General features: G+C 74.2%; 18 protein-coding genes. 5 read left to right on the forward strand and 13 right to left on the reverse strand.

Going from position 1 to position 22923, the window contains the following annotated elements:
* Positions 1 to 145: 145 nt before the first annotated feature.
* A complete protein-coding gene (locus ACIQZN_RS09315) occupies positions 146 to 1408 on the reverse strand; it encodes a beta-ketoacyl-[acyl-carrier-protein] synthase family protein (protein ID WP_403989852.1) in 1263 nt (420 codons plus the stop codon).
* Between the two features lie 43 nt (positions 1409 to 1451).
* A complete protein-coding gene (locus tag ACIQZN_RS09320) occupies positions 1452 to 2501 on the reverse strand; it encodes a ferritin-like domain-containing protein (protein WP_403989854.1) in 1050 nt (349 codons plus the stop codon).
* Positions 2502 to 2719: 218 nt separating this feature from the next.
* On the opposite strand from ACIQZN_RS09320, the gene ACIQZN_RS09325 reads away from it, so the two are divergent.
* Together ACIQZN_RS09325 and ACIQZN_RS09330 are read left to right on the forward strand one after the other, a co-directional pair.
* Entirely contained in the window at positions 2720 to 4444 is a 1725-nt protein-coding gene (locus ACIQZN_RS09325; RefSeq protein ID WP_403989856.1) for an acyl-CoA dehydrogenase family protein, read from the forward strand.
* A gap of 195 nt (positions 4445 to 4639) precedes the next feature.
* On the forward strand, positions 4640 to 5617 hold the full coding sequence (locus tag ACIQZN_RS09330) for a LuxR C-terminal-related transcriptional regulator (protein ID WP_403989858.1): 978 nt from the start codon (positions 4640 to 4642) through the stop codon (positions 5615 to 5617).
* 1 nt (position 5618) lies between these two features.
* Here ACIQZN_RS09330 and ACIQZN_RS09335 read toward each other — a convergent pair whose 3' ends face one another.
* Positions 5619 to 5885, reverse strand: coding sequence for a hypothetical protein (locus ACIQZN_RS09335; RefSeq protein WP_403989860.1), 267 nt, complete (start codon positions 5883 to 5885; stop codon positions 5619 to 5621).
* A gap of 487 nt (positions 5886 to 6372) precedes the next feature.
* On the opposite strand from ACIQZN_RS09335, the gene panD reads away from it, so the two are divergent.
* Both panD and ACIQZN_RS09345 read left to right on the forward strand, forming a co-directional pair.
* Positions 6373 to 6744: an aspartate 1-decarboxylase gene (gene panD / locus ACIQZN_RS09340; RefSeq protein WP_403989862.1), complete on the forward strand. Its 372-nt coding sequence runs from the start codon at positions 6373 to 6375 to the stop codon at positions 6742 to 6744.
* 100 nt (positions 6745 to 6844) lie between these two features.
* On the forward strand, positions 6845 to 8233 hold the full coding sequence (locus ACIQZN_RS09345; protein WP_403989864.1) for an ATP-binding protein: 1389 nt from the start codon (positions 6845 to 6847) through the stop codon (positions 8231 to 8233).
* Between the two features lie 37 nt (positions 8234 to 8270).
* Here ACIQZN_RS09345 and ACIQZN_RS09350 read toward each other — a convergent pair whose 3' ends face one another.
* The 6 genes from ACIQZN_RS09350 to ACIQZN_RS09375 are packed head-to-tail and all read right to left on the reverse strand — an operon-like array spanning position 8271 to position 18727.
* Positions 8271 to 9527: a beta-ketoacyl-[acyl-carrier-protein] synthase family protein gene (locus tag ACIQZN_RS09350; RefSeq protein ID WP_403989866.1), complete on the reverse strand. Its 1257-nt coding sequence runs from the start codon at positions 9525 to 9527 to the stop codon at positions 8271 to 8273.
* Between the two features lie 42 nt (positions 9528 to 9569).
* A complete protein-coding gene (locus tag ACIQZN_RS09355) occupies positions 9570 to 9776 on the reverse strand; it encodes an MbtH family protein (protein WP_403989868.1) in 207 nt (68 codons plus the stop codon).
* Positions 9776 to 15994, reverse strand: a complete 6219-nt coding sequence (locus ACIQZN_RS09360) for an amino acid adenylation domain-containing protein (protein WP_403989870.1) — start codon at positions 15992 to 15994, stop codon at positions 9776 to 9778. Before ACIQZN_RS09360 ends, ACIQZN_RS09355 begins: the two co-directional genes overlap by 1 nt.
* Before the next feature lie 36 nt (positions 15995 to 16030).
* A complete protein-coding gene (locus tag ACIQZN_RS09365; RefSeq protein WP_403989872.1) occupies positions 16031 to 16294 on the reverse strand; it encodes an acyl carrier protein in 264 nt (87 codons plus the stop codon).
* A complete protein-coding gene (locus ACIQZN_RS09370; RefSeq protein ID WP_403989874.1) occupies positions 16291 to 17073 on the reverse strand; it encodes a thioesterase II family protein in 783 nt (260 codons plus the stop codon). The genes ACIQZN_RS09365 and ACIQZN_RS09370 overlap by 4 nt, the downstream gene beginning before the upstream one ends.
* A gap of 4 nt (positions 17074 to 17077) precedes the next feature.
* A complete protein-coding gene (locus ACIQZN_RS09375; RefSeq protein ID WP_403989876.1) occupies positions 17078 to 18727 on the reverse strand; it encodes a condensation domain-containing protein in 1650 nt (549 codons plus the stop codon).
* 242 nt (positions 18728 to 18969) lie between these two features.
* On the opposite strand from ACIQZN_RS09375, the gene ACIQZN_RS09380 reads away from it, so the two are divergent.
* A complete protein-coding gene (locus ACIQZN_RS09380; protein ID WP_403989878.1) occupies positions 18970 to 20286 on the forward strand; it encodes an MFS transporter in 1317 nt (438 codons plus the stop codon).
* Between the two features lie 20 nt (positions 20287 to 20306).
* Here the strand turns inward: ACIQZN_RS09380 and ACIQZN_RS09385 are convergent, their stop codons facing one another.
* The 4 genes from ACIQZN_RS09385 to ACIQZN_RS09400 all read right to left on the reverse strand — a co-directional run.
* Positions 20307 to 20852 (reverse strand): GNAT family N-acetyltransferase, encoded by a 546-nt coding sequence (locus tag ACIQZN_RS09385; protein WP_403989880.1) that lies wholly within the window; start codon positions 20850 to 20852, stop codon positions 20307 to 20309.
* A gap of 65 nt (positions 20853 to 20917) precedes the next feature.
* A complete protein-coding gene (locus ACIQZN_RS09390; protein ID WP_073964601.1) occupies positions 20918 to 21514 on the reverse strand; it encodes a TetR/AcrR family transcriptional regulator in 597 nt (198 codons plus the stop codon).
* Entirely contained in the window at positions 21502 to 22239 is a 738-nt protein-coding gene (locus tag ACIQZN_RS09395) for an enoyl-CoA hydratase family protein (protein ID WP_403989883.1), read from the reverse strand. Before ACIQZN_RS09395 ends, ACIQZN_RS09390 begins: the two co-directional genes overlap by 13 nt.
* A gap of 82 nt (positions 22240 to 22321) precedes the next feature.
* Positions 22322 to 22923, reverse strand: a 602-nt coding sequence (locus ACIQZN_RS09400; protein ID WP_403989885.1) for a DinB family protein, incomplete at its 5' end; no start/stop codon positions are given.

Below are 22923 nucleotides of genomic sequence, written 5' to 3' on the forward strand. Positions count from 1 at the left end.
GGTGGTTCTCGTGGGGGCGGGCCGGGGGGTGGTTGTGTTTGTTTTGTGGGGTCTGTGGGGGGCTGGTGGGGGTGGCTCGGCGGTCCGGGGGGGGGGGGGGGGGGGCCCGCCCCCCCCCCCCCCCCCTCTCCCGTACGGACAGGCCCTAAGAGCGGAACGCCAGCACCACGTTGTGGCCGCCGAAGCCCGCCGCGTTGGACAGGGCCGCGAGGTCACCCGCCGGCAGGGCGCGGGGCACCGTGCGCACCGCGTCCAGCGCGATGGCGTCGTCCATGTCCGCCAGGTTCGCGACGGGCGGGGCCGTGCGGTCGCGCAGGGACAGGACCGCGGCGAGCGCCCCCAGCGCCCCGGAGCCGCCGATCAGGTGCCCGGCCGCCGACTTGACGGCCGAGACGGCGTAACCGGACTCCCCCAGCACGTGGTTGAGCGCCCGGCTCTCCGCGATGTCGCCCTGCGGGGTCGATGTGGCGTGCGCGCTGACGTGCGCCACGTCCGCAGGGGTCAGCCCGGCGTCCGCGAGCGCCTTGCGCAGGGCGCTCGCCAGGCCCAGTCCGTCCGGCTCGGGCCGGACCATGTGGTGGGCGTCCGCGCTCACCCCGGCCCCCGCCAGCTCGCAGTACACCCGGGCACCCCGGGCCCGGGCGTGCTCGGCGGACTCCAGGACCAGGACGGCGGCGCCCTCGCCGAGGACGAAGCCGTCGCGCTGCTTGTCGTAGGGGCGGGAGGCGCCCGCCGGGTCGTCGTTGCGCCGGGACACCGCGTGCATCGACGCGAAGGCGGTGAGCGTCAGCGGGCCGATGATGGCCTCGCCGCCGCCGACCGCGACCACGTCGGCCCGGCCCAGCCGGATCATGTCCAGGCCCGCCGCGACCGCCTCCGCCCCGGCCGCGCAGGCCCCCGCCGGGGAGTGCGCGGCGGCGCGGGCGTTGAGCGCGAGGCTGACCGCCCCGGCGGCGCCGTTCACCATGACCATGGGCACGGTGTACGGGGAGATGGCGCGCTCCCGTCCGGTGCGCAGCTGCTCCTGGGCGCGCAGGAGGGCGCCGACGCCCCCGATGCCGCTGCCCATGACGACGCCGACGCGCTCGGCGGGCGGCTGCCCGTGGTCACCGGCCGGGCCTCGGAAGCCGGCGTCCGCCCACGCCTCCTCGGCGGCGACGAGCGCGAACCGGGCGGCCCGGTCGAGCCGGCGGGCCCGGGTCCGGTCCAGGACGGTGTCGGGTTCGACCGCGGCACGGGCGGCGATGCGGACGGGCAGCCCTTCGGCCCAGGGCTCGGTGAGGGCGCGGGCGGCGGACCGTCCCGCGACGATGCCCTCCCAGGTGGTGGGGGCGTCGCCGCCCAGCGGGGTGGTGGCACCGAGGCCGGTGACGACGACCTCGGGCAGGCGCGTACGGGCGACGGACATCGCCGGCCCTCTCCTTCCGCTCGGGGCGTCGCCCCAGCAGGCTTCAGGCGGCGGTGCGCAGCGCCTCGGGACGGGCCAGGTTCTCGGTGAGGAACAGGTCGCGCAGCTTGGGCGTGAGCAGGCCGAGCTGCCGCAGTACGTGGATCACCTGCTGGAACAGCAGCTGCCGGTAGCCGAACATCATCGGGTCGGTCCGGGCGAAGGCGAGGCCCTGTTCGACGTCGAGCTCCATGCGCTCCCAGACCTCGCGCAGCAGGAACCGGCGGGACATCAGGTGTACGGCCTCCAGCAGGAACGCCTCGCGCTCGTCGCGCTCCCGGGTCGTCATGTCGTTGTAGAGCCCGGTGAGGGAGACCACGCCGAAGCCGATGTGCCGGGCCTCGTCCTTGGCGATCATCCGGGTGATCGAGGTGATCAGCGGGTCCCCGAAGCCGCTGCTGGCGAGCCGGGTCGCGGCCAGGGCGAGCCCCTCCACGATGACCTGCATGCCCAGGTAGACGACGTCCCAGCGGGACTCGGCGAGCAGGTCGCGCAGCAGGGCCTTGAGGCCGGGGTTGATCGGATAGGAGACGCCGATCTTCTCGTCGATGTACCGGGCGAACGCCTCGACGTGCCGGGCCTCGTCGGCGACCTGGGAGGCCGCGTAGACCTTCGCCTCCAGGTCGGGGACGGTCTCCACCAGCCGGGCCGTGGTGACGAGGGCGCCCTGTTCGCCGTGCAGGAACTGGCTGACCATCCACGCCTGGTACTCCCAGCGGAAGCTGTTGAGCAGCTCGCGGGGAACGGGGCTGTTCTCGGAGACGACGAACGAGGCGAGGCCGGCGCTCTGGTCGTCGGAGAGGGGGGCGCCGAAGCGGACGTCGTGGCTCCAGTCGATCTCCGTGTCGGCGTCCCACTGGTTCTGCTTGTTGCGCTGGTACAGCTTCCAGATGCGGCTGTCGCGGCCGTCGTAGTCCCAGGTGAGGCAGGCGCGGATGGAGGCGTCGACCTCCATCAGGTCCTCGCGGGCCCGGTCGAGGGTGAAGAGCGTCGAGTCGGCGGAACCGTCCTCGCCGCGCGGAGGGGCCGAGCCCTCAACGGAAACGTCGGTCATCGGGAACGCGATCCTTTCATCCACCGTGGCCCGTCGGCCCCGGCCCACACCCTCGCCCGCCCGGGGGCGCCCGGCCAGGAAGGCCCTGGGCAACTTGCGGGCATCAACAGCTGCCGGTCGGTTGCCTGGTGGCCCGCGCGCCCGCGCGCCGAGCATGGGCGCCCCCGCCCCCGTAACCCGGTGGCACCACCTCCCACCACCCTCATGGAGCTGTTCCGATGACTCTGGAGCACGCCCGTCCCACCCTCGACACCGTCGCCTCCCTCGAACGGCTCCTCGGCGACCCGGCCGAAGGCGAAGGGCCCTTCTCGTTCGCCGCGATCGTCGCGGCCGAGGAGCGCGACGAACTGCCCCTCGGGGCCAAGAAGCTGCTGCTGGACTGGGGGTTCGCCGACTTCCTGGTCCCCGAGGGCGACGGCGGACGGCTGCGGAACCTGGAGTCGGCCTTACTGCTGACCCGCACCCTGGCCCGGCGCAACCTCACCTTCTCCGTGCTGTTCGGCTCGACCCTGCTGGGCGCCGCGCCCGTGTGGCTGTGGGGCACCGACGAGCAGCGGACCCCCGTGGCGGCCGGGCTGGCCGCCGGGGCCATGGCCTGCTTCGGCATCTCGGAGCGCGACCACGGCAGCGACCTCGCGGCGAGCGGCACGACGGCCGTGTCGGACGGCGACCACGTCGTCCTCAACGGCGAGAAGTGGCCGGTCGGCAACGCGACCAGGTCGCGGTTCGTCAGCGTCCTCGCCCAGCACGACGGGCGCGGGCTCTCGCTGTTCCTGGTCGACAAGGAGGCGCTGGCGGACGGGGCGTGGACGAACACCCCGTTCGTGAAGGGCGCCGGCCTGCGCGGCCACGACCTGAGCGGGATCACGTTCCACGACGCCCGCGTCCCCCGCTCGGCGCTGGTCGGCCGGCCGTACCGGGGGCTCGCCTCGGTGCTGAAGACTCTCCAGATCACCCGGACCGCCATCGGCGCGATGTCGCTGGGCACCATGGACTCGGCGCTGCGGATCGGGCTGCGGTACGGAGCCGAGCGGGTGCTGTACCGGTCGCCGGTGAAGGAGATCCCCGTGGTGCGGGAGCACTTGGTGGGCGCCCATCTGGACCTCCTGATCGCCGAGTGCGTGGCGCTGCCCGTGGCGCGGGCCCTGTCGGTGGTGCCGTCCCGGATGAGCCTGTGGTCGTCGGTCGTGAAGTACCTGGTCCCGGTGATGGGCGAAGAGGTGCTGGACCATATGGGCAAGGTGCTGGGGGCGCGCGGCTACCTGCGCGAGGGCGTGGCCTCGGGGGCCCTGCAGAAGCTGCGCCGCGACCACGCCATCACGACGGTCTTCGAGGGCACGACGCACGTCAATCTGCACAGCATCGCCACGCAGTTGCCGACGGTCGCCGCCGTCGCGGACCTGCCGGCCGAGGGCGGCCGCGAGGTGCTGCGCGCCCTGTTCGACTGGTCGCGCGAGGCGCCGGTGTGGTCCCCGTCCGGCGACGCCCTCCAGCTCACCAGCGCCGCCCAGGACGAGATCACCCGGGGCTGGACGGAGGCCGTCGAGGAGGCGGCCGTCGTCGCGCGGGAGCGCCTGGACGAGGAGTCGGCGGACGACCTCGTCCTGGTACTGGCCGAGCTGACGGCACACAGGGCGGCGCTGTACGCCGATGTGGCGGGGGCGGGCCGGTCGCCGGACTCGGTGGCGGCGTCCCGTGCGGCGGCCCGGCACTGCGTGCTGCACGCGGCGGCGTCCTGCCTGTACGCGTGGCTGTACGGGGGTGAGCGGGAGCGGAGCGCGGTGCGCGGCGACGAATGGCTGATTCTGGCGCTCCAGCGCCTCGTACAGCGGCTTGAACCCGGCCGGCTGCCGGCCGAACGGCACCAGGACGCATTTGTGCGATGTGTGGAGGACGCGTTGGAGAAGGGTGAAGATTTCTCACTTCTCCCTACTGTCTCTTGACCCTCTTTTGACTGGCACTAGGCCAACCGTGCCGCCAAAAGGATAGGACATATACGCATACACGCACCTACGGCCAACCCTTCACCGGAGCTACACTCCTGCGGGTCGTAGGGGTCGAAGACAGGCCCCATAGGGGTGCGCGCCTGTCGCGTCACCCTTCGGTATGCGTTGTGGGGGACAACAATGCTGAGCAGATTGGGCTTCGAATCCCATGAAGAGGATGTGTACCGGCTCATCCTCGAAAACCACGGGCTGCGGCCGAACGAGGTACGGCAGCGGCTGAATCTGACCGAGGAGCAGGTGCGGCGGGCGGTCGACCAGCTGATCGACCGCAAGCTCCTGGCCGTCCCGTACCAGGACGAGCTGCGGCCCGTGGACCCGAATCTGAGCCTCTACTCCTTGTTGAGCGACCAGCTCACCGAACTGCACGACCGGCAGAAGGAGTACGAGCGCACCAGGGCCGACATCCGTGCGATGCTGGCGGAGTTCGGTCATCTGTACCCGTCGCTCTCGCAGCCGGACGCGGAGCGCCTGATCGGCATGGACTCCGTGCAGGAGCGCATGCAGGACCTGGCGGACGCGGCCCGGCAGGAGTGCATGACGTTCAATCCGGGCGGCGGCCAGTCGGCCGCCAGCCTGGCCGCGAGCAAGCCGCTCGACAGCGACGTCATCGCGCGCGGGGTGCGGATGCGCACGGTCTATCTGGACAGTGTGCGCAACGATCCGACGACCGTGGAGTACGCCGGCTGGCTGACCGGCATCGGCGGCCAGGTGCGGACCGTGCCGGTGCTGCCGATACGGATGGCGGTCATCGACCGTGCGGTGGCGATCCTGCCCATGGACCCGGACCACACGCGCAAGGGTGCCGTCCAGATCAACTCGCCCGGAGTGGTGAAGGCGTTGGTGGAGCTCTTCGAACGGGTGTGGGCCGACGCCGTCCCGCTCGGCGACGGGCACGACCGCTGCGAGGAGCTGGACGAACACGGACTCGCCCGGCGGGAACAGGAGTTGCTGCGGCTGCTCGCCCAGGGGCTCACCGACGCGGCGGCGAGCAAGAGCCTCGGCGTCTCGCTGCGTACGGTGCGCAGGATGACGGCCGACCTGAGCGAACGCCTCAACGCCCGGAGCCGGTTCGAGGCCGGTCTCCGGGCGGGGCAGCGAGGCTGGCTCTGAGCTAGTTCACTCCGGCGGCGACGGTGCAGACCGGCGCCGAGTCCCAGTTGAGGTTGCCGTCGGGCAGGTCCGCGTCGAGACCGAGGTCCAGGCGCAGGCCGTCCGGCACGGAGTCCCAGTTCAGGTTCCCGTCGGGCACCAGGTCCCAGTTCAGGTTCCCCTCCAGGGACGCGCCGGCGCTCTCGCAGCGCAGGGAGACCCCGGCGTCCGCGGGACCGGCGCCGGTGTCGGCCTGGGCGGTCGCACCCAGGGAAGCGAATGAGAACACAACCGCGGCGGTCGCGAAACCCAGAATTCGACCAGCGCTGCTCATGTCTTTGTCCCCCATTTGTCATCCCCGCCACCCGGTGGTCTTCGAACCGGGCGGCAACGGGTCACTCTGCTCTGTCCGGGATCCATTCTGAGTGAAAAGGCGGCACCGGGAAAGCTTTCCCGGTGGCAGCAAAGGACCAGCGGCAGCCTCATGCCACCCCGACCGCCGGACTCGGCGTCACCGCAGATGACGAGGGGTGTGGCGGGCCGGCCGCCCGAACCTGTGCCTTGCCTTTGGCACGGTGCTGCCACCGGGTAAATGCTGCCACCAATACCCCCTTCCGCGCGTGTGTTCGCATGAGCAGAATCCACCCGGCGGGGGTTTCTTCCATCATGTACGGACGACCCCCGCCCGAAACGCCAACGTCAACATCTGGCCGGATTCCCTACATCTCTCATTCGCCTCACCGGAATCCGGACCGCTTCGAAGGGGGAACTTCCCGATGCGCCGCACCATGCTCAAGTCCAAGATCCACCGGGCTACGGTCACCGAGGCCGATCTGAACTACGTGGGCTCGCTCACCCTGGACCCCGTCCTCATGGAGGCGGCGGACCTGCTGATCGGCGAGCAGGTGGCCATCGTGGACGTCAACAACGGCTCGCGCCTGGAGACGTACATCATCGAGGGCGAGCGCGGCTCGGGCGTCGTCTGCATCAACGGCGCGGCGGCGCGCCTCGTCGCCCCGGGCGACATCGTCATCATCATCGCCTACGGGTCGATGGAGGAGGACGAGATCGGCAAGCGGGAGCCGCGCGTCGTCTTCGTGGACGAGGCCAACCGCATCGCCCACGTCGGCAGCGACCCCTCCTCGTGACTCGGTAGCTCCCGACGCCCTCGCGCCCCCGTCCGCTCCCGGCGGACGGGGCGGGGCGTCACACCGCCACGGCCACGAGAAGCAATCGGGGGATCTGAACATGATCGAGGCCATCGAACAGCCCATGTCCGCGACGCCGGACGTCCGCCGGCTGCGCCATCTGCTCGCCGAGCGAAGACAGGCACGCGGCTGGACCCAGGAGGAGCTGGCGGAGCGCTCCGGGGTCAGCGTGCGCACCATCCGCAACATCGAGACCGGCTCCAACAACCGGCCCCGCCGCGCCTCCGTCGACCTCCTGCTGGGCGCCTTCGGGACCTCGCTCGCCGAACTCGCCGGCGCCGAGGGCCTCCACTCCGGCCACGAGGTCACCCCGCTCTTCCTGCCCCGCCAGCGCGACGCCTCCGGGCACTGGCCGCACCCGGTCGACCCCGACCGCTGGCGCGGCCCCCGCCCGCTCACCGAGGCCATGGCCGGGCGCGACGACGACCTCCGCCATGTCCTGGGCACCATGCGCCGGGGCAGGCTGCTCGTCCTCACCGGCCCCGGCGGCGTCGGCAAGACCCGGCTCGCCCTGACCGCGGCCGCCCGCCTCCAGGAGCGCTTCCGCGACGGCGTCGGCGTGGTCGAACTCGGCCCGTGCGTACCCGAGTCGGCCGACCCGGCCGCCGCGCGGGAGGAGGTGCACCGGGCCGTGGACGCGGTCCTCGCGGACGCGGTCGCCCGCGAGCCGGGCCGGGAGCTGGACCTGCTGCTCGTCGTGGACAACGCGGAGCACGTCGTCGCGACGGTCTCCCGGCTGGTCCTGCGGCTCGTCGTGACGCACCCCGGACTGCGGGTGCTGATCACCTCACGGCGACCGCTGGCGGTCCTGTCCGCCGATGTCTGGGAGGTGGCGCCGCTGCCGGCGGGCGAGCCGTGCGCGGACGAGGCGACCGGCGGCCCGCGGGGAGACGGCGACCCCCTCCCCGCCGCCGTGGAGCTGTTCCTGCGGCGTGCCAGGTCCACCGTGCCCACGCTCGACCTGGGCAGCCGGCTGCCGCAGGTGGCCGAGCTGTGCCGGCGCCTGGACGGGCTGCCGCGCGCGATCGAGGCGGCCGCGCACTGCATCCGGACCGTGTCGCTGGAGTCCCTGCTGTACAGCGGTCCCGCGCTGTACATGTTCGACCGGTTCGACCTGTCGGCGGTCTCGCACCACAGGACCCTCGCGGACAGCGTGCGCTGGAGCTACGACCTGCTCACCGCCGAACAGCGTGATCTGCTGCACCACTTGGCCCGGTCCTTCGACTCGTTCACCGTCGAGGACGTGGTGAGCGACCACCCGGCGGGCGCCTGGACGGCGGGCAGCGTCGTGTGCGGCCTGGCCGAGCTCGCCGACGCCTCCCTGATCCGCGTGCACCGCGGCACCCGGTACGGCTACCGGGTCTACGGCTGGATCAAGGCGTACATCGACACGCTCGACGAGGAGTCCGGCCGCACGCTCGGCGCCTGACACGCGCCGGAGGACCGGCCCCGCCGCCCCCTCCCCCTCACCCCGCCCGCAGGACCAGCGCCACCTGGTGGCCGCCGAAGCCCGACGCGTTGCTCAGCACGGCTGCCGGTCCTGCGGGCAGGGGGCGCGGGGCCGCCCGGACCACGTCCAGCTCGATGGTCTCATCCAGCTCCTCGATGTTCATGGTGGCCGGAGCCACCCGGTCCCGCAGCGCCAGCACCGCCGCCACCGCGGACAACGCCCCGGCGGCGCCCAGCAGATGGCCCGTCATCGACTTGATCGCCGACACGGGGACCCCGCCCGGCCCGAACAGCGCGCCGATCGCCCGGCTCTCGATCATGTCGCCGCCCGGGGTCGAGGTGGCGTGCGCCCCGATCTGGACCACGTCCGCGGTGGTGAGGCCGCCGTCCGCGAGCGCCCGCTCCATCGCCCGGGCCAGGGACTTCCCGGTGGGCTCGGGGCGGGCCATGTGGTGGGCGTCCGCGCTCATCCCGGCCCCGGCGACCTCGCAGTAGATCCTGGCGCCCCGGGCCCGCGCGTGCTCGGCCCGCTCCAGGATCAGCATCGCGGCCCCCTCCCCCATGACGAAGCCGTCGCGCCCCGCGTCGAAGGGGCGCGAGGCCCGCTCCGGGTCCTCGTTGCGCCGGGACAGCGCGGTCATGTTCGCGAACCCGGCCATCGCCAGTGGGTGGATCGCCGCGTCGCTGCCACCGACCGCGACCACATCCGCGCGCCCGAGCCGGATCAGGTCCAGCCCGGCCGCCACGGCCTCGGCGCCCGCCGCGCACGCGGTGGCCGGGGCCTGCGCACAGGCACGGGCGCCGATGACCATGCTGGCCTGGGCGGCCGGGCTGTTGGCCATCAGCATCGGGACCGCGATCGGGGAGACCTTCCGGGGTCCGCCGGCCCGCAGCACCTCCTCGCCCGCGAGGGCCGTGCCGAGCCCGCCGAACGCCGTGCCGACGACCGCCGCCGTCCGGTCGGGGTCGGGGCCTCCGTCCTTCCCGGCCGGGACGGTGAAACCGGCGTCCGCCCATGCCTCGCGGAGCGCGACGACGGCGAACTGCCCGGCCCGGTCCATCCGCCGGGCCTCGATCCGGTCCAGGACGGACGTCGGTTCCACGGCGGCCCGTGCGGCGATCCGTACCGGGAGGTCCTTCGCCCAGCGCCCGGTGAGCGCGGCCGCGCCGCCGCGGCCGGCGAGCAGCGCCTCCCAGGTGGCCGGGGCGGTGCCGCCGAGCGGGGTGGTGGCTCCGAGGCCGGTGACCACGACGTCGTGGAGGGTGCGGGACATGGACTCGTTCTCCTCAGCGGCGGTACGAAGGGGGATGCGGTGTTACGCGGTGGCGTGGATCAGGCTCTTGGGCCGCATGTCGGTCCAGTTGGCCTCGATGTACGCGAGCGCCGCCGCCCGGTCGGACTCCCCGAGCGCGGTCGCCCAGCCGGCCGGGACCTCGGCGAAGGACGGCCACAGCGAGTGCTGCCCCTCGTCGTTGACCAGGACCACGAAGGTCCCCTCCTCGTTGTCGAACGGGTTCGCCATCACTGACTTCCTTCGGTGGGTACGGATACGAGCACGGCGGCCAGGGCGGCCGGAGTGCGGTGACGATGGATCTGTACGAGGTCGGGCTCGACGCCCAGCGCCTCCCGGACGCGCCCGGCCAGCCGGAGCGCCCGCAGCGAGTCGCCGCCCGCGTCGAAGAAGTCCTCGTCGGAGCCGAGGCGTTCGCGTCCCAGCACCGAGGCGAACAGCGCGCACAGCGCCCCCGTCCGCGCCGAGGGAGCGGGGGCGTGCGCGGGCGGCACGTCCGGCCTGCCGCGTACGGCCAGGACGGGCAGCGCGGTCCCGGGCAGCGCCCCGGTCGCGGTCTCCGGGTCCTCGGCGAAGGCCGTGAGCAGCGCGGTGAGCCGGTCGAGCACGGCGGCGGCCTGTCCGGCGTCCACCAGCTCGGCGCGGTGGCTGACCTCCAGGTACATCCGGTCGCCGGGGACGGCCATCAGCTTGAGCGGGTAGTGGTAGGCGTCCCGGCCGTGGAAGTCGGCGACGCGCAGTCCCGCACCCGGCACGGCGGGCAGCGCGCCGGCCCTCGGATAGTTCTCGAAGACGATCGAGGTGTCGTACAGCGGCCCGGCGCCCGCGAGGCGCTGGATGTCGGCGGGTCCGAGGTGGTGGTGGTCCGCCAGATCGGCCTGCGCGGCCTGTACACGTACGAGCAGGGCGCGCAGCGGTTCGGCGGGGTCGCCCGCGTCCACGCGGACCGGCACGGTGTTGATGTACAGCCCCACCATGTCCTCGATGCCGGGTAGTTCCGGCGGCCGGACGGAGACGGTGGCGCCGAACACCACGTCCCGGCGGCCGGTCAGCTCGGCGAGGAGCAGTCCCCAGGCGCCCTGGACCACGGTGTTCGGGGTGACCCCGGCCGTGCGGGCGGCGGCGGTGAGCGCGGCGGTGAGGTCCTGCGGCAGTTCGGCGGTGATCCGCTCGGGGAGCGTGGTCAGGGTGCCGGTGTCGTGTCCGGGGGCGATCAGGGAGGGGCCGGGCAGGCCCTTGAGCGCGGTGCGCCACGCCTCGCGGGCGGCCTCGCGGTCCCGGCCGGCCAGCCAGGCGGCGTACTCCTGGGCGGGGACGGGCCGGGGCAGCGCGGCGGGGTCGCCGCCGCTCAGGTACAGCGTGAACAGGTCGCGCAGCAGCACCGAGGTGGACCAGCCGTCGGTCAGGATGTGGTGGCTGGTGAAGACCAGGGCGTGCCGGTCCCGGCCCGTCCTGAGCAGCGTGAAGCGCAGCAGCGGCGGCCGGTCCATGGCGAACCGGGCCCGCCGGTCCCGGGCCAGGAAGTCGTCCAGGCGGGTGCGCGGCGCCGAACCGTCCGGGCGGGTCAGGTCCAGCTCGGCCCACGGCACTTCGACGCGTCCGGCGACGGCCTGGACGGGTTCGCCGGAGGCCAGGAGCGGGAAACCGGTGCGCAGGGCCTCGTGCCGGTCGGTGAGGGCCTGGCAGGCGCGGCGCAGGGCCCCGGCGTCCAGGACGCCTTCGAGTTCGGCGACGAGCTGGACGTGGTAGACGTCGGCGGCGTCGCTGTCGTACCGGGCGTGGTGCAGCAGCCCCTCCTGGAGCGGGGTCGCGGGCAGCAGCCCGGCGGGCGGGCCCGCGGGCCAGGTGGCCTCCAGGGCTTCCAGCTCGTCCTGCCCGATGTCCACCAGCGGTACGTCGGAGGGGGTGAGGCCGCCCGCTCCGGGACGCGCGGTGTGGGCGACGAGGGCGCGCAGGGCGGCGAACCACGCCTCGCCCAGCTCCGCCGCGTCCGCCTCGGTGAGCAGGGCGCCGGGCCAGGACCAGGTCGCGATGAGCCGGGGCCCGTCGGGCAGGTCGTGGGTGGCGGCGTTGACCTCGATGACGTGCGGCATGGCCAGCCCGTCATCGGTCCCGGCCACCACGGCGTCGGCCTCGGCGGCGATGTCCCAGACGCCTTCGCCGGGTCCGGAGATGCGGCCGAGGTAGTTGAAGCCGATCTGCGGAGGCGCGTACGCGGCCAGCCGGGCCTCCGTGTCCGGGTTGAGGTGGCGCAGCAGCCCGTAGCCGATGCCGTGGTCGGGGATCGCCCGCAGCTGCTCCTTGACCCGCTTGACCGCCCGGTTGAGGTCACCGGAGCCGGGGTCCACGCGTACGGGATACAGGCTGGTGAACCACCCTGCGGTACGCGACAGGTCGAGGCCGTCCGCGATCTCCTCGCGCCCGTGCCCCTCCAGGTCCACGAGCACGCCGCTCGCGCCGCCCGTCCCGCGCGCCCGGCGCCAGGAGTCGACGGCCAGGGCGAGCGCGGTGAGCAGGATGTCGTTGACCCCGGTCCGGAAGGCGGCGGGCACGCCGGTCAGCAGCGGCTCGGTGTCCGCGGCCGGCAGGGTCAGGGTGAGCGAGCGGGCGGTCCCGTACACATCGCGCGCGGGGTCGAGCGGGCGCGCGGCGAGGGCGGGGTCGCCGCCGGACAGGATCTCCTCCCAGAGCGGCAGCCGGTCGGTGTGCCAGGGGTCCCGGGCCGCCGTGTGCAACCGCTCGGACCAGGTGCGCAACGAGGTGTGTACGGGGTCGAGTTCGGCCGCACCGCCATCGGCGGCGCTCTCCCAGGCCCGGTGGAGGTCCGGGAGCAGGACGCGCCAGGAGACGCCGTCCACGGCGAGGTGGTGCACGGTGAGCAGGAGGCGTCCGTCGGCGTCGGGGCCCGCGTCGAACCAGACCGCCTCCGCCATGCGGCGCGCGGCCGGGTCGAGCCGGTCGCGCGCGGCGGCCGACTCCTCGGCGACGGCGGCCCGCAGCGCGTCCGGGCCGAGCCCGGTGACCTCGCGGCGGCGCACCAGGTCCTCTGCGCGGACCGTGCCGGGTGCGGCGATGTCGAGGGCCCATTCCCCGCCGTCCGGTCCGGTGGCGAGGCGGCGCATGCGGAGCGCGTCGTGCCGGTCCAGGAGGCGCTGCACGGCCCGGGCCAGCCGGTCGGTCGTACCGAGGTGCGGGACGCGGATCAGGACGGACTGGTGGAAGCCGTCGGAGGGCCCGCCGCGCTCACGGAGCCAGTGCATGACCGGGGTGGGCCCGAGCGGACCGATGCCCGCGTCCGGGTGCTCGGCCGGGCGGTCGGCGACCGTCCTCGCGACCCGGGCGAGGGCGGCGACCGTCCGGTGTGTGAAGACGTCCTTCGGGGTGATCACCAGGCCCGACCTGCGGGCGCGGGCGACCAGTTGGATGGAGACGATCGAGTCGCCGCCGAGGTCGAAGAAGCTGTCGTCGACGCCGGGACCGGAGACGCCCAGCATCTCGGCGAACAGCGCGCGCAGGGTCTCCTCCGCGTGCCCCGAGGGCGCCCGCCCGCCGGAGCCGGTCGCGGCGGCCGGGGCGGGCAGCGCCCGGCGGTCCAGCTTGCCGTTGGGCGTCAGCGGCAGCCGGTCCAGCCAGACGACGGCCCCGGGCACCATGTACTCGGGCAGGGTCCCGGCGGCGTGCTCGGTGAGCGCGGCCGTACGCCCTCCGGGTTCCGGAGTCCCCGCGGGCACCACGTACGCCACCAGGCGCTTCACGCCCGGCTGGTCCTCCCGGACCACGGTCGCGACCTGGGCCACCGACGCGTGGCCGGCCAGGACGGTGTCGATCTCGCCGAGCTCCACGCGCAGGCCCCGGATCTTGACCTGGTCGTCGCTGCGGCCCAGGTATTCCAGGACCCCGTCGGCCGTCCAGCGCACCACGTCACCGGTGCGGTACATGCGGGCGCCGGGCTCCCCGTACGGGTCGGCGACGAAGCGCTCGGCGGTGAGGACGGGCCGGTGCGCGTAGCCGTGGGCCAGCTGGGCGCCCGCGAGGTACAGCTCGCCGGGGACGCCGGGCGGGACGGGCAGCAGCGCCTTGTCGAGCACCAGCAGTCGGGTGTTCCACACGGGCCGGCCGATGGGCACGGACCCGGCCCCGGCGTCCGGGCGGCACTGCCAGTACGTGACGTCGACGGCCGCCTCGGTCGGCCCGTACAGGTTGTGCAGCTCGGCGCCCGCGGGACCGAGCAGGTCCAGGAAGCGGTTCTGGGTGGCTGCGGGCAGCGCCTCGCCGCTGGAGAAGACGCGCCGCAGCCCGGTGCAACGCGCGGCGGCCGGTTCCTGGAGGAAGACCTGGAGCATCGAGGGGACGAAGTGGGCGACGGAGACGTTCTCCCGCCGCACGAGCTCCGCCAGGTAGGCCGGGTCCTTGTGGCCGTCGGGGCGCGCCACGACCAGGGTGGCGCCGGTGTGCAGCGGCCAGAAGAACTCCCAGACCGAGACGTCGAACCCGCACGGGGTCTTCTGGAGCACCCGGTCCCCGGGCCCGATCGGATACCGGTCCTGCATCCAGCGCAGCCGGTTGACCACGGCGGCGTGCGGCACCATGACGCCCTTGGGCCGCCCGGTCGACCCGGACGTGAAGATGACGTAGGCCGCGCTCTCCCCCCGCGGCCCGTCCCAGGCGGCCGCCGGCCCGTCCCCGGAGGCCGGCGCGTCCAGCAGCAGCCGCCGCACCCCCGTCCCCGGCAGCGCGGCGGCCGTCGCGGTCTCGGTGAGCAGCAGCGCGGGGGCGGCGTCCTCCAGGAGCCACCCGATCCGCTCGGCCGGGAGGTCCGGGTCGACCGGCACATAGGCGGCGCCCGCCGCCTGCACCGCGTGCAGGGCGACGACCAGGGCCGCCGACCGGGGCAGCGCGACGGCCACGGTGTCGCCGTGCCGGACCCCGTGCCCGCGCAGCCGTGCGGCCAGGGCACGGACCCGCTCGGCGGTCTCGGCGTACGTCAGCGTGGCGTCCTCGGCGACGAGGGCGACGGCGTCGGGCGTACGGGCCGCCTGCTCGGCGAACATCCGGGGCAGGGTGCTGTCCTCGACCGGGTGCGCGGTGTCGTTCCAGGCGTCCAGCACCTGGTGCCGCTCGTCCGGGGTGAGCAGCGCGACGCGTCCCACCGGGGTGCCCGGGGCGGTGAGCCAGGTCTCCAGGAGGTGGCGGACGCGGGCGGCGACGCTCCCGGCCTCGGCCCGCTCGTACAGGTCGGGCCGGTAGTTGACCTCCAGGCGGAGCCGCCGGCCGGGGACGGCCATCAGGCTGAGCGGGTAGTGGGTGGAGCCGGCCGAGCCGTCGCCCTCGACGGCGGTCAGCCGCAGCCCGCCGGCCGGGGCACGCACGTCGTCCCAGCTCATCGGGGCGTTCCCGAACGCCACGGAGGTGTCGAAGAGTTCGCCGAGCCCGGCCCGCCGCTGCACATCGGCGAGGCCGACGTGGTGGTGCGGTTCCAGCGCCGACTGCTCCCGCTGGATGCGGGCGGCCAGCGCGCCCAGCGCCTCGCACGGGTCGAGCCGCACCCGGACCGGGGCGGCGTTGACGAGCAGGCCGACGATGTCCTCGACGTCGTCGAGCCCGGCCGGGCGGCCGGACACGGTCTGGCCGAAGACCACGTCCCAGCGCCCGGTCAGCCCGCCGAGGACCAGCGCCCAGGCGGCCAGGACCACGGAGTTGAGGGTGAGCCCGGCCGCGCGGGCGGCGGCGGTGAGCGCCCCGGTCGCCTCCTCGGTCAGCTCGGCGGCGGCCAGGCGGGGCATCGCGGCGCCCCCGGCGGCCTCGGCGCCGGGCGCGACGAGGGTCGGCTCCCCGAGCCCGGCCAGCGCCTCGGCCCAGGCGTCCTCGGAGGCGGCCCGGTCCTGCCCGGCGAGCCAGGAGAGATAGCGCGCGAAGGGGACCGCGGGCGGCAGTGCGGCGCCGTCGCCCCCGGCCGCGTACAGCACCAGCAGGTCGCGCAGCGCGATCTGGAACGACCATGCGTCGAGCAGGATGTGATGGTACGTCAGAATCATGACGTGCTCGTCGTCGGCGAGCCTGGCCAGGGTGAAGCGGATCAGCGGCGGGCGGCCCATGTCGAAGCCCCGGGCCCGGTCGTCGGTCCGGTAGCGGACGAGCCGGTCCTGCTGCTCGTCCGCCGGGACCGCGCTCAGGTCGAGGTCCGTCCAGGGCACCGCGGCCCGCCGCCGTACCAGCTGGACGGGCTCGCCCGTCTTCCGCTGCTGGAAGCCCGCCCGCAGCACCGGATGCCGTTCCAGGAGCGCCCCGCACGCGGCCCGCAGCCGGTCCGCGTCGAGCGTCCCGCTCAGCCCGAAGGCGACCTGGATCGTGTAGACGTCGACGCCCCCCTCGTCGTACAGGGCGTGGAAGAGCATCCCTTCCTGCAACGGCGACAGGGGCAGGGCCGCTTCGAGGGGCGACGGCTTCACGGGGAGCCTCCGGCGGGAGAGGACGGGCGGGATGGGTCAGGCGGCGGAGCGCGACGGCTTGGCCGCGACGAACGCGGTGATCGCGTCGACGGAGCAGAAGTGCACTTCGTCCAGCTCGTCGGTGTCGACCTGGACGCCGAACGCACGCTCCACGTAGGTCACGAGCTGGATGGTGAACAGCGAGTTGGCGAGGCCCGCGCCGAATATGTTGAGGTCGTCGGCGACGGGCGTCGCCAGCTCCTCGGTCAGATAGGCCCTCACCTGGGTGCGGATGACTTCGGTCTGCTCGGTCGTGGTCACCGGGACGGTCCTTCCTGTCGTGGATGTGCGGGTACCGGCAGGACGCCGGCCAGTGCGGCGACGGTCGCCGCCGGTTCGGACTGCGGGAAGCCGTGCCCGCCGGGCAGCAGCGTCGTGGTGTGCTCGCCGGCCGCGCAGGCGCGCCACTCCCCGATCAGGGCGGGCGGTGCGAGCGTGTCGTCCACCCCGCCGAACACATGGAGCGGACAGCCGACGCGTACCGGCCCGGCCGTCACGATCCGCTCGGCCAGCGCCAGATCGGCGCGGACCGTGCGGAACACGTACGCGGCGTACGCGCCGTGCCGCAGCAGCTCCGGCGGCAGCCCGCCGATCCGGGTCAGCCAGTCGGCCAGGCCCTGATCGTCGTACGCCGCGACCGAAGCGCCGGGCCGGGTGTGCGGCGCCCGCGACCCGGACACGACGAGCGCGGCCGGTGCGGGCACCCCCTCCCGGGCGGCCAGCGCGGTCACCGCGTGGGCCAGCAGCGCGCCCAGGCTGTGGCCGAACAGGACGTACGGCACGTCCAGTTCGGGGCGCAGCCCGTCGAGCAACCGGCGCGTCACGATGTCCGGGTCCGGGGGCAGCGGCTCGGCGGTCCGGGGTCCCCGGCCGGGCAGGGTCACCGTGGCGATCTCGACGCCGGGCGGCAGGTGGGGCCGCCAGGCGGTGAACGCGGCGGGTCCCGCGCCCGACTGCGGCAGGCAGATCACCCGTGTACGCGGCCGGTCCACGGCCCCGATCCGGCTGCCGATCCACGGGTTGTCCCCGGACGTGGTCATCCGATCAGGCCAGGTAGCCGGTGAGCCGGTCGAGCATGGACGCGGCGAGCCGGTCGCAGAAGGCACCGGACGTCCGGTCCGGGTGGTAGCCGATCACCAGCCGCCCGTGCCTCCCGGCGGCCGGCCAGACCTCGGCGTGCACCTCGCCGGAGACCCCGGGGTAGCGCGGCCGGAAGAACTGCGAAGGCAGCCCCTTCAGGGCCAGTTCGCCCAGGCCGTTGTCCTGGAGCACGAACATCGTCTGGAACATCCGGTTGCGGTCCGTGGACTCCGTCTTCAGCTGGAGCCCGGCGATCTCCGAGATCGACAGGTCCTGTGCCGAGAACGCCTCCGCGACGGCCGCCGCGGTGGCGGCGATCGAGGCGGCGGGCGAGGCGTCCGGGTCGGTCCTGGGCCGCAGCGGCAGGATGTCGATCAGGCAGCCCGCGGCCCGGCTCAGCACGCTGGTGCCGCGCCGGTTGACGGGCGTGCCGACACCGAAGTCGTGGTCCCCGATGAGCTCCGCCATGGCCTGCCCGTACGCGCTCAGATAGACGGCGAACGGGCTGACCCCGTGGCGCTGCGCCAGCCCCCGCACCCCGTCGGCGAGCCCGGCGGGCAACGGCAGGTCGATCATCCGGCAGGGCGTCCCGCGCGGCGCCTCCGCACCGCCCGGGTATTCCAGCGGGGTCATGCCGTTGATCGTGCGCCGCCAGTACTCACGCTGGGCGTCGAGGTCCACGTACGGCAGGTGCGCCTCCAGCGCGTCCGCCACCTCACGCGGTCCCGGGGCGGGCTCCAGGTCGGGCGTCCGGCCCTCGGCGTACGCGTTGTAGGCGGCCGACAGGTCGTGCGCCAGGACCTCGGACGAGCCGCCGTCGAACGCCACGTGGTGGACGGCGTACCCGAAGAGGGTGACGTGGGCCTGGCGCACCGCCACGAAGACCGGCCGCCACACGTCGCCGCGCACCAGCCGGAAGGGCTTGGCCAGTTCGCGGGCGAGCACGTCCTTCGCCTCCTCCTCGGTGTCCGCGAGGAACGCGCCGAGCGGCGGGGCGGGCAGGTCGGCGGGGCGGACGTACGGCTGCTCCTGGAAGAGGTATTCGGCGCTGAGGTAGCGGTGCCTGCGGTGCAGGTACTCCACGGCGGCGGCCAGCGCGGCCCGGTCGGGGCGGCCCTCGATGCGCCAGCAGCGCACCGAGTGCAGCGACAGGTCGTCGGGCTTGAAGACGTGCTTCATGAACATGAAGGTCTGCGTGGGCGAGAGCGGGGCGCGGGTGTCCTCTCCGGCCTCCGCGCCCTCGCCGGGTGCCGTGTGCGGCTGCCCGTCCGTGGCGTGGATCCACTCCGCGAGCCCGGCGGCGGTCCGCTGCCGGTAGATCTGCGAGATCGGCACCGGCCGCCCGAGCGCGTCGCCGAGCCGGGCGCAGATGCGGCCGATCTCCAGCGAGGTCACGCCGAGCGCGGTCAGTCCGGTGTCCCAGGGCACGTCGTCGGCCGGCAGCCCGGTCACCCCGGCGAGCGCGGCGGCGACGGCCGCCCGGATCTCGGGCAGCCCCCCACCCACGGCGTCCCCGCCCCGCTCCGGACGGCCGGGGTCACCGGCCGCCACCCCCTCCGCTGCGACGGTCGCCGCGAGCGGGACGACGGCATGGGGGCCGGTGCTGGCGGGCATAGCGGGTCTCCTCTGTACGTCTGCGGGGGGCGGGTCCCCGGCGATCCTGCCAACGCCCGGGAACCGCTTCCAGGCAGGAACCCGGCAACTGACAACACGCGCCGAACGGCCCTGTCCTGCCGGTTCGTTGCCTGGTCGGCGGTGTTTCCCCCCGGCAGCATCGAAGGGGACCAGGGGCCTGTCCGACCCTGATCCGCCGGACAGGCCCGTGCGCGAACCGCCGCCGAAAGGAACCTGAGGGCATGCGACGTGACGGTACGGAGACGGGGCCGCCCCAGGACGATCCGCCCGCCGGCGCCCGGGCCTCGCTGTGGCGCAACCGGGACTACGTCGGCTGGTGGACGGGGCACGGCCTCTCCGCGCTCGGCACCAGCGTCTCCAACATCGCCTTCCCGCTGCTGATCCTGTACGCCACCGGATCGGTCGCCCGGGCCGGGGTGATCACCGCCGCCACGATGGTCGGCACCCTCGCGACCACGCTCGTCGGCGGCGCGCTCGCGGACCGCGTCTCGCGCCGGCTCATCCTGATCACCGGCCCCCTGGTGCAGGCGGCGGCGCTCGGCGCGGTGGCGTACGCCGTCCACCGGGGCCAGTCGGCGCTGTGGCTGCTGTGCGCCCTGGCCTGCGTGGCCGGTGCCGCGTCCGGGATCACCTCGGGCTCGACGATCCCCTCGCTGCGCCGGATCGTGCCGAAGGAGCAGATCGGGGAGGCCACCGCCCGCTCCATGGGCCGGGACATGGCGGCCAGGGTCATCGGCGCCCCGCTGGGCGGGCTGCTGTTCTCGGCGGCGCGCTGGGCGCCCTTCCTCGCGGACGCGGTGTCCTTCCTCTTCGCGTCCCTGGGCGCCGCGCTCATCCGCCGTCCCCTCGGCCCGGACCGCGATCCGGGTACGGAGCGCCCCGGCATCGGCCAGGACGTGGTGGCCGGCTACCGCTTCGTCCGCGACCACGCCTATCTGCGGTTCACGGTGATCTGGGTGGCGCTGCTCAACGCGGTGGCCCAGGGCTTCTTCCTGCTGCTGATCGCCCTCGTGAAGCACCGCGGCGGCGACCCGCAGACCATCGGCTTCGTCAACGCGACGGCCCTGGTCGGCGGGGTCGTCGGCGCGGTGATGGGCCCGCTCCTGCTGGCCCGGGTCCGCGCCCGGACCGCCCTGCTGGTCTCCGCCTGGGTCTTCGTGGAGTCCTTCGCCGTGGTCGCGCTGGTCCCCGAGCCCTGGCAGATCGGCGCGGTACTCCTCGTGGCGACGGCGGCGATGGTCCCGCTGAACGTGATCCTGGAGTCGTACGAGGTCAGGCTCGTCCCCGACGAGTACAGCGGCCGGGTCTCCGCCGTGAGCCGCTTCGGCATGCAGGCCCTGCAATGGACGGGCCCGCTGGCCGCCGGCTTTCTCGGCGACCAGTTCGGGGTGCAGGGCGCGGTGCTGTTCCTGATGGTGCTGATGGCCGCGCTGGCGGTGGCCCTGCACCTGACCCGCTCCCTGCGGGTGCTGGACGAGCCGGTGGACGTGGTGGCGGAGCTGCCGGTGCCGGGCGCCCGGGAGGGCGCGGCGGTCTGAGGGGCAGCCGCCCCGGGGACTCAGCCCCGGTCGAGTGCCCAGGTCTGGAGGGCGTACGGGCGCCCCTTCTCCTCGCCCTCGATGAGGGGCACGCCGAGCAGCCGGAAGCCGTTCGCGGCGGCGACGGCGACGCTGGCCGCGTTCTCCGCCTCCAGTTCCAGGATGACCCGGTCGACGCCCAGCTCCTCGAACGCGTACGCCGCCATGACCCGCACCGCCCGCCCGGCGAGCCCCTGCCCGCGGTGGGCGGGGCCGACCGCGTAACCGAGCTCCGTGCCCTCGGGGGCGCGCCGCAGCATGACCTCGCCGAGCGGGGCGCCGCCGTCGAGCGTGATGGCGAGCAGGACGGCCGTCCCGTCCGCCCGCAGCTGCCGGGCCTTCGCCAGCCGCGTGCGGGCGGCCTCGGCGTCGAAGGGCGAGACGATCGGGGTCCAGTACGCGATGTCCGGGTGGTCGAAGAGCTCCGGCATGGCGGCGAGGTCGTCCTCGGTCCAGTCGCGGAGCACGAGCCCCTCACCCGTGAGTTCGATGTGCTGGGGGAACGGGGGCGTGGCGCTGCTGGTCATGGTCCGGACCCTATCCGGGCGTTCCGCGGACACCAAGGCGTTTCCCGCGCCCCGGGGGCGCCCGCTCAGCCCAGGGCCTCGTCCAGCAGGGCTCCCCACTGGGCGACCACCTTGCGGCGGCGGGCGGTGTCGTCGGTGAGGACGTTGGCGAGGCCGAGGCCCCGGGCCATGTCGAGCAGCCCCTGCACGGTCTCGCGCACGCCGGGCCTCGTCTCGTCGGCGCGCAGGAGGTGGACGGCGATGCGGTGCGTCTCGCGGCCGACCCGGGCCTCCAACTCGGTCACACGGGGCCGCAGTTGCTCCTCGTTGGAGGCGGCGACCCAGAGCTGGAGGGCGGCGCGGAAGAGGGGGCCGGTGTAGAGGTCGACCAGGGCGGCGACGACGGCGGCGCGGTCCTGGTCGGGGACGGCGCGCAGGGCGGCGGAGCGCTCCTCGGCGACGTATTCGACGGCGGCGGTGAACAGGTCCTCGCGGGTCGGGAAGTGGTGCTGGGCGGCGCCCCGGGAGACCCCGGCCCGTTCCGCGACGACGGCGACGGTGGACCCGGCCCAGCCGTGCTCGGCGAGGCAGGCCACCGCGGCCTCCAGGAGGCGTCTGCGGGTGGCGCGGCTGCGGTCCTGTTTGGGGCCCGGGCTACTGCCGCCCGGTGTCACAACGCCCATGCGGGGTCCCGTCGTTCGAGGAAGGCCGTCATCCCCTCCCGGGCCTCGTCGGAGGCGAAGAGCCGGGCGGAGCGGGCGATGAGGTCTTCGGCGTGCTGGTCGAAACTCTGGAGCACAGTAGCCGTGACCAGCGCCTTGGACGCCGCCAGCCCCTGCGGGGAGGCCCGCCGCAGATCGTCCAGTACGAGGTCCAGCGAGCCGTCCACGTCCGTGGCGGCCATCGTGACGAGGCCGATGCGCTCGGCCTCGTCCGCGTAGAACTTCTCGCCGGTCAGGTAGTAGCGGGCGGCGGCGCGCGGGTCGATGCGCGGGAGCAGCGGCATCGAGATCACGGCGGGCGCGAGCCCGAGCCGTGCCTCGGTGAGCGCGAAGGTGGCCCCGGTCCCGGCGACGGAGAGGTCGCAGGCCGCGAGCAGCCCGAGCCCCCCGGCCCGCACATGCCCGGTCACCCGGGCGACGACGGGCTTGGGCAGCGCGACGATCCGCCGCATCAGGGCCACGAAGTCGTGCGGATCGGCCGGGGCCCGCAGATCGGCGCCCGCGCAGAAGGTGGTCCCGGTGTGGGTGAGCACGACGGCCCGCACGGAGTCGTCGGCCGCGCACGCGTCCAGCGCCTCCGCGAGACCGGCGACGAGCCCGGCGCTGAGGGCGTTGCGGTTGGCGGGCGAGTCGAGCGTGAGGGTGGTGACGCCGCGCGTGTGGGCGGGCGGTGCGAGCGGGCTCATCCGCGGTCTCCTTCTCTGCCGGCCGACGCGTCGAGCGTGGCAGCAGGACCGGGAACAATCAAGCGCGCTTGCATGATTTTGCTCAGCGGGGCCCGAGTCCCGTACGCCCGTCGAGGAGTTCGCGGACGATGTCCAGATGACCGGCGTGCCGCGCGGTCTCCTCGATCATGTGCAGGATGACCCCGCGCAGATCGGCTATCTCCTCCCCCATGGGCTCGGGATGGCGCCCGCGCGGCGGCGCCGACAGCGGGGTGCGGGCGATCACCTCGTCGGAGCGCCGGCACTGCTCCTCGTAGAAGGCGAACACCACCTCGGGGGAGCGCGGGGTCGTCAGCGGCGGGTGGTCGTCGTCCCACGGCGGCGGCTCGGCCGCCCCGGCCACCACCTCCTGGAACCAGTGCCGCTCCGCATGCCCCAGGTGCTCCACGAGCCCGATCGGGGTCCAGCCCGAGGGCAGCTCCGAGGCGCCCAGGGCGCGGGCGTCGAGCCCGTCGACAACGGCCCGCACACACGCACGCTGGGCCGCCAGGAACGCCGTCAGCGTCTTCTTCTCCGTACCGTCCGAGTCCATACGTGCAGGGTGCCGGCCGCCACTGACATTGATGCTGATACTCAGGTCCCGGTGGTCGTGGCTCTGCCACTGACTGACGCCCTGCTGGGCTGTCTTCCCGCTGTTCTGTCCGG

Origin of the sequence: Streptomyces sp. NPDC097595, from assembly GCF_044761525.1 — a bacterium.
GTDB classification, from domain to species: domain Bacteria; phylum Actinomycetota; class Actinomycetes; order Streptomycetales; family Streptomycetaceae; genus Streptomyces; species Streptomyces drozdowiczii_A.